The sequence below is a fragment of the Nocardia thailandica NBRC 100428 genome (assembly GCF_000308795.1).
GTDB classification, from domain to species: Bacteria; Actinomycetota; Actinomycetes; order Mycobacteriales; family Mycobacteriaceae; genus Nocardia; species Nocardia thailandica.
Genome location: NZ_BAGK01000002.1, coordinates 39,809 through 46,761 on the forward strand (window position 1 = coordinate 39,809; position 6,953 = coordinate 46,761).

General features: G+C 70.8%; 5 protein-coding genes. 4 read left to right on the top strand and 1 reads right to left on the bottom strand.

Translation table 11 applies throughout. The features are described from left to right. Nucleotides 1-59 precede the first annotated feature (59 nt). Nucleotides 60-1,532, top strand: a complete 1,473-nt coding sequence (locus tag ON36_RS00170) for a glutamate synthase subunit beta (protein WP_043646137.1) — start codon at nt 60-62, stop codon at nt 1,530-1,532. Nucleotides 1,533-1,677: 145 nt separating this feature from the next. Here the strand turns inward: ON36_RS00170 and ON36_RS00175 are convergent, their stop codons facing one another. Beyond that, complete coding sequence (locus ON36_RS00175; RefSeq protein ID WP_043646140.1) at nt 1,678-1,899, bottom strand: RNA-binding S4 domain-containing protein; 222 nt, start codon at nt 1,897-1,899, stop codon at nt 1,678-1,680. A 73-nt stretch (nt 1,900-1,972) separates the two neighbouring features. Here ON36_RS00175 and lysX point away from each other — a divergent pair, with 73 nt between their 5' ends. The 3 genes from lysX (at nt 1,973) to ON36_RS00190 (ending at nt 6,657) form a co-directional block, all read left to right on the top strand. After that, nucleotides 1,973-5,296: a bifunctional lysylphosphatidylglycerol synthetase/lysine--tRNA ligase LysX gene (gene lysX / locus ON36_RS00180; protein ID WP_174377522.1), complete on the top strand. Its 3,324-nt coding sequence runs from the start codon at nt 1,973-1,975 to the stop codon at nt 5,294-5,296. Between the two features lie 173 nt (nt 5,297-5,469). After that, nucleotides 5,470-5,883 carry a hypothetical protein gene (locus ON36_RS00185; RefSeq protein ID WP_043646143.1) on the top strand — a complete coding sequence of 138 codons (414 nt, stop codon included), beginning with the start codon at nt 5,470-5,472 and terminating at the stop codon, nt 5,881-5,883. Nucleotides 5,884-5,967: 84 nt separating this feature from the next. Continuing rightward, complete coding sequence (locus ON36_RS00190) at nt 5,968-6,657, top strand: hypothetical protein (RefSeq protein WP_043646146.1); 690 nt, start codon at nt 5,968-5,970, stop codon at nt 6,655-6,657. The last annotated feature ends 296 nt before the right edge of the window (nt 6,658-6,953 follow it).

Genomic DNA, 6,953 nt, shown 5'->3' on the forward strand with positions numbered 1-6,953 from the left:
ATCGACCCGCGATCAGCAGGCCGGCGCGGCTTGGTCTGGCGAGAATACGGAGGCCGCACGTGGCTGACCCTCAGGGATTTCTGAAGCACACCTCTCGGGAGCTGCCCGCCCGCCGGCCGGTGCCGCTGCGACTGCTGGACTGGAAGGAGGTGTACGTCGAGGAGAAGTTCTCGAAGGACACCCTCCAGCGCCAGGCCAGCCGCTGCATGGACTGCGGTATCCCGTTCTGCCACAACGGTTGTCCGCTGGGGAACCTGATCCCCGAGTGGAACGACCTCGCCTACAAGGGCACCTGGAAGGACGGCATCGACCGGCTGCACGCGACCAACAACTTCCCGGAGTTCACCGGCCGCCTGTGCCCGGCTCCGTGTGAGGCGTCCTGCGTGCTCGGCATCAACCAGGACCCGGTCACCATCAAGCAGGTCGAGCTCGAGACCATCGAGAACGCCTTCGACGAGGGCTGGGTCACCCCGGTGTACCCGACCCGTCTGACCGGCAAGAAGATCGCCGTGGTCGGCTCCGGCCCGGCCGGTCTGGCCGCCGCCCAGCAGCTGACCCGCGCCGGCCACACCGTCACGGTCTTCGAGCGCGACGACCGCATCGGCGGCCTGATGCGCTACGGCATCCCGGAATTCAAGATGGAGAAGCGCTTCATCGACCGCCGCCTCGCGCAGATGGAGGCCGAGGGCACCATCTTCAAGGCCGGCGTGAACGTGGGCGTCGACATCACCGCCGAACAGCTGCGCGAGCAGTTCGACGCGGTCGTCCTCGCCGGTGGCGCCACCATCGCCCGCGACCTGCCGATCCCGGGCCGCGAGCTCGACGGCATCCACCAGGCGATGGAGTTCCTGCCCCTGGCCAACCGCGTCCAGCTCGGCGACGACATCACCGACGAGAACGGCCTGCCGCCCATCCACGCGAAGGGCAAGAAGGTCGTCATCATCGGCGGTGGCGACACCGGCGCCGACTGCCTCGGCACCTCGCACCGCCACGGTGCCGAAAGCGTCCACCAGTTCGAGATCATGCCGCGCCCGCCGGAGGAGCGCGCCGGGTCGACCCCGTGGCCGACCTACCCGCTCATGTACCGGGTGTCCTCGGCGCACGAGGAGGGCGGCGAGCGGGTGTTCTCCGTGAACACCGAGCGTTTCGTCGGCAAGGACGGCAAGGTCACCGGCCTGGAGGCGCACGAGGTCAGGATGGCCAACGGGCGCTTCGAGAAGGTCGAGGGCACCGACTTCACCCTCGAGGCCGACCTGGTGCTGCTGGCCATGGGCTTCGTCGGCCCGCAGAAGAACGGCCTGCTCAACGACCTCGGCGTCGGCTACGACGCGCGCGGCAACGTCCAGCGCGACAAGAACTGGGCCACCAACGTGCCCGGCGTCTTCGTCGCCGGTGACATGGGTCGCGGCCAGTCGCTGATCGTGTGGGCCATCGCCGAGGGCCGCTCCGCCGCAGCCGCGGTCGACCGCTACCTCGAAGGCGAGACCGCGCTGCCCGCGCCGATCGTCCCGACGGCGGTCGCGCAGCGCTGATCGATCGAGAACCGAAGGCGCCCACGGACTCTCCGTGGGCGCCTTCGTTCGTCTCGGGGACGCCGACCGCTCAGGCGGTGTCCATGTCGCCTGAGCGGGCGTCCTGCGTGGTGACGCTGCGCTGCCGCCTCCGGACGCCGGACGCTCAGGCGGTGCCGACCACCGCGCTGTGCCCCGCGAGCGAGACGACGTCGCCCGCGCGTAGTTGCCTGCCGCGGCGTAGTTCGACCTCGTCGTTCACCCGGACCAGGCCCTCGGCGATGACCAGCTTGGCCTCCGAACCGGAATCGATGAGATTGGCGAGTTTGAGGAACTGCCCGAGCCGGATGACGTCGTCATCGATGGGCACCTCGACTGGATCCGACATGGGCTAATCACACCACAACACGCCGCAGCGGCCCGCGTGGCGGTTACCCCGGTGGAGCGGCCACACTGGATCGGTGACTTCCACGCACACCGAGGTGCCCCAACCGGTCGACGTCGCTGCGGACCGGCCGGCCGCGCCGGTGCCCCATCGCGGGCACGGCAGGCTCGCCGAGGTACCGCACATCGCGGGCACCGTACTCGGGGTCTTCGCGGTGGCCATCCTGCTGTGGAGCCTCTCGCCCGCCCTGCGCTTCGTCACGCAGGTGCCGCGCCGCTACATCGACGCGTACTACTTCGACGCCCCGGACACGAGCCTGGTGTGGGCGGTGGTGATCGGCCTGCTGGCCGGCGCGACCGCGGCACGCAAACGGATCGCCTGGTGGCTGCTCGTCGTCTACATGCTGCTGTTCGCGGTCGCCAACCTCGCCGAGTTCGTCACCGAGGACAACGTCAACGCGCTGGTCGCGCTGGTGGTGCACCTGGTGGTCCTCGGGGTGCTGATCGCCGCGCGGGGGGAGTTCTACACGCGGGTACGCCGCGGCGCGGCGTGGAAGGCGCTCGGGGTGCTGCTGGTCGGGCTCGCGGCCGGCTGCCTGCTCGGCTGGGGCCTGGTCGAGCTCGCGCCCGGCACCCTGCCCGAGGGCATCCAGCGGCCGCTGTGGGCGGTCTACCGGGTGACCGCGGTGGTGCTGGTGGAGAACGAGCACTTCGACGGGCACCCGCGGGCCTGGGTGAACTTCCTGCTCGGCCTGTTCGGCGCGATCGCGCTGCTGGCCGCGGTCGTGGTGCTGCTGCGCTCGCAGCGCGCCGACAACGCCATGACCGGCTACGACGAGTCGGCGATCCGCGGCCTGCTGGCCGCCTCGGACGTGGAGGACTCGCTCGGCTACTTCGCCACCCGCCGCGACAAGGCGGTGGTGTTCGCGCCCAACGGCAAGGCCGCGGTGACCTACCGGGTCGAGCTCGGGGTCAGCCTCGCCTCCGGCGACCCGATCGGGCCGCGCTCGGCCTGGCCGCAGGCCATCGACGCCTGGTTGCGGCAGGCGGACCACTTCGGCTGGGCGCCCGCGGTGATGGGCGCCAGCGAGCTGGGCGCGACCGCCTACCGCCGGGCCGGGCTCTCGGCGCTGCGCCTCGGCGACGAGGCCATCCTCGACACCCGCACCTTCTCGCTGGCCGGGCCGGAGATGAAGCAGGTCCGCCAGGCCGCCAACCGCCTGCGCAAGCAGGGGCTGAGCGTGCGGGTCCGCAGGCACCGCGACGTCCCGGTCTCCGAGTGGCCGGGCATCATCGGCCGGGCCGAGGCGTGGCGTGACACCGAGTCCGAACGCGGGTTCTCCATGGCGCTCGGCCGCCTCGGCGACGCGCTCGACGGCGACTGCCTGCTGGTGGAGGCTGTGCGCGGGGACGACGAGGTGGTCGGCATGCTCTCGTTCGTGCCCTGGGGACGCACCGGCGTCTCGCTGGAGCTGATGCGCCGCGACCCGCGCAGCCCCAACGGCGTGATGGAGCTGATGATCTCCCAGCTCGCGCTGAACTCCGACCAGCACGCGATCACCCGCGTCTCGCTGAACTTCGCGGTCTTCCGCTCGGTGTTCGAGGAGGGCGGCCGGATCGGCGCAGGCCCGGTGCTGCGGCTGTGGCGCGGGGTGCTGCTGTTCTTCTCGCGCTGGTGGCAGCTCGAGGCGCTCTACCGGTCCAACGTGAAGTACCAGCCGCGCTGGGTGCCGCGCTTCTTCCTGTTCGAGGAGCGCAGGCAGCTGCCGCGGGTCGCCACGGCCAGCGGCCTCGCCGAGGGCTTCCTGCCGCGCTTCGGCAAGGAGCCCGACGCCTACCGGCACACCGGCACGAAACCCGCGGTGCCCGAGGGCATGGTCGGCCTGCACGCCGACGGCTCGGCGCCCGACGCGCCCGACGGCGAGGAGGAGCTGCAGGGCCCGCGGCGCCCGGAGCAGGTGCGGGTCCGCATGGACAAGCTGGACCGGCTCACCGCGGCGGGCGTTGACGCCTACCCGGTCGCCTATCCGCCGACCCACACCATCGCCGCGGCCAGGAACACCCCGCGCGGCACCACCGTCCGCGTCGCGGGCAGGCTGCTGCGCATCCGCGACTACGGCGGCGTGATCTTCGCGCTGGTGCGGGACTGGTCCGGGGACATCCAGCTGGTCATCGACAAGGCACGGGTCGGCGCGGAACGCAGCGCCGAGTTCGGCGAGTTCTTCGACCTCGGCGACCTCATCGAGGTCAGCGGGCGGATCGGCACCAGCCGCAACGGCGAGCTGTCGCTGCTGGCGCAGGACTGGCGGATGAACGGCAAGTGCCTGCACCCCCTCCCGGACAAGTGGCGCGGCCTGGCCGATCCCGAGTCGCGGGTGCGCCAGCGCTACGTCGACATGGCGATCAACGCCGAGACCCGCGAGCTCATGGCCAAGCGCAGCGCGGTCCTGCACTCGCTGCGGGACTCGCTGTACCACTGGGGTTTCCTCGAGGTCGAGACGCCGATCCTGCAGCAGGTCCACGGCGGCGCCAACGCGACCCCGTTCCTCACCCACATCAACGCCTACGACCTCGACCTGTATCTGCGCATCGCCCCCGAGCTCTATCTCAAGCGGCTGTGCGTGGGTGGCATGGAGAAGGTCTTCGAGATCGGGCGCACCTTCCGCAACGAGGGTGTCGATTTCAGCCACAATCCGGAGTTCACCATCCTCGAGGCCTACGAGGCGCACAGCGACTACCTGCGGATGATGCACGTGTGCCGCAGGCTGATCCAGGACGCGGCGATGGCGGCCAACGGCGCCGAGGTGGCCATGCGCCCCACCGGGGACGGCGGCTACGAGCCGGTCGACATCTCCGGTGAGTGGTCGGTCAAGACCGTGCACGGCGCGGTGTCGGAGGCCGTCGGCACCGAGATCACCCCGCGCACCGACCTGGACACCCTGCGCGAGCTCTGCGACAAGGCCGGCGTCCCGGTGCAGCACGGCTGGGACTGCGGACAGGTGGTGCTCGAGATGTACGAGCACCTCGTGGAGTCGCAGACGAAGGAACCCACCTTCTACCTCGACTTCCCGACCTCGGTGTCGCCGCTGACCCGCTCCCACCGCAGCATCGCCGGGGTCACCGAACGCTGGGACCTGGTCGCCTGGGGCGTCGAGCTCGGCACGGCCTACAGCGAACTGACCGATCCGGTCGAGCAGCGACGCCGGCTCACCGAGCAGTCCATGCTGGCCGCCAACGGTGACCCGGAGGCGATGGAACTCGACGAGGACTTCCTGCAGGCCCTCGAGCACGCCATGCCGCCCACCGGCGGGCTCGGCATGGGCGTCGACCGGGTGGTCATGCTGATCACCGGCCGCAGCATCCGCGAGACCCTGCCGTTCCCCCTGGTCAAGCCGCGCTGAGCGAGACACGGGCGACCGGAATGTTTACGGTGGGGTGCCCGGTGGCGATTACTCACTACAGGGCTTCCGCGCGCCCGCCGCCGAGACTCGCAGGACGAATTTCGCGTAGCGGGCGTTAGGGTAGGACCTTCGGCACCGGGAGGATGTCGACACTTCGAAAACCGGGATGGGACATGTATCTGGATCTGCTCACCAACGCCGCGCTCGTCGACCCGCACGTGGTCGGCCACAGCATCGACACCCTGGCGAGCTCGGGCACCACCGACACCGTGGTCGACCTGCTCGCCAAGTCGAAGAGGAAGAGCCGGGGCGGTGGCGGTTTCCTCTTCGGCGGCATCTGCTGCCTGATCATCGTCATCCTGATCGTGGTCGCGATCGTGCTGCTCAAGAAGAAGAAGGACAACGGCGGCAACGGCCAGCCGCCCGCGCAGTACGGCCAGCAGCCCTACGGGCAGCAGTACGGTCAGCCCGGCGGCCAGCCGTACCAGACCGGTGAGCAGTCCTTCGGCCAGAACCAGCCGCCCTACGGCCAGGGCGGGCAGCCCCCGTACGGTCAGGGCGGCCAGCCGCCCTACGGCCAGCACTGATCCGTCGCGCCGAGCGGCCCGGTTCCCCGAGGGGACCGGGCCGCTCGCCTATTGTCGGCCCATGACGTCACGGCGGGCCGGCTGATGTCCGGCACGGCGCGCAGCGCGCCCGAGAACCGGCACCTGGTCGCCAAGGGCCTGACCGCCACCGGCGCGGCCGCCCTGTTCATCGTCCTGCGGGTCTTCGCCATCACCGACTATCACTGGGGTGCCGCCTTTTCGGTGGTCAGCACGCTCGAGCTCGACGACGTGCCGCCGATGATCCTCGGCACCCTCATGGCCAGCCCGTTCCTCGGCGGCATCGCGGTGAGCGTGCTGCTGGCCGAGGCGCTGATCCGCCAGATCCGGTTGGGCATGCCGCGCTGGGAGTCCGCGGGCAACACCGTCTGGCTGATCCTGCTGTGCCTGTTCGCCGCGAGTCTCACCTGGACCTACCGCATCTGGTGGGTCCCCGGCACCGCCGCGGCCCTCGCCGCCCTCCTGCTCGCGGTCCTGTGGACCAGCAAGCGCAACACCGACGGCGCCCGCTTCGCGCGCTGGTTCATGACCCGCACCGGCATCGTCATCGCCGCCGCCGCGCTCGGCCTCGCCGCCGCCGTACAGGTGCCGTGGATGACCAAGGAGGACATCGACACCCGCACCGGCCGCGTCGAGGGCTGGGTGCTGGAGAACCCGCCCGGCTTCCTCAAGGTGCTGCTGGAACGCGACCGCGAGATCCGCATCATCGACGTCAACGACGTCCTGCACCGCGAGGAAATCGACCCCGAACCCTGACCCCCACCGCGCCGAAACCCATGCTCCCGAAACACGTTCCATGCATCGAACCGGCGCCGGTCCCGGCCCGACCGGAACGCGGCGCCGCCCGATCGGCTGCGGACCCCCGAGGAACCGGTCGCGCTGGAGTCCGCCACGGTGGTTGGGTCGCCGTGGGCCCGCCGCGGTGGTTGGGTCGCCGTGGGCCTGCCGCGGTGGGCGGGTTGCGCTGGAGTCCGCCACGGTGGGCAGGTCGCGCTAGTGCCCGCCTGCGACGGCTGGTCGTCCTGGAGCCCGCGACGGTGGGCAGGTCGTGC

Bases quoted from the DNA above. Each gene is read 5' to 3' on its own strand.
- ON36_RS00175 (WP_043646140.1), bottom strand. From the start codon at position 1,899: ATGTCGGATCCAGTCGAGGTGCCCATCGATGACGACGTCATCCGGCTC.
- ON36_RS00185 (WP_043646143.1), top strand. From the start codon at position 5,470: ATGTATCTGGATCTGCTCACCAACGCCGCGCTCGTCGACCCGCACGTG.
- ON36_RS00190 (WP_043646146.1), top strand. From the start codon at position 5,968: ATGTCCGGCACGGCGCGCAGCGCGCCCGAGAACCGGCACCTGGTCGCC.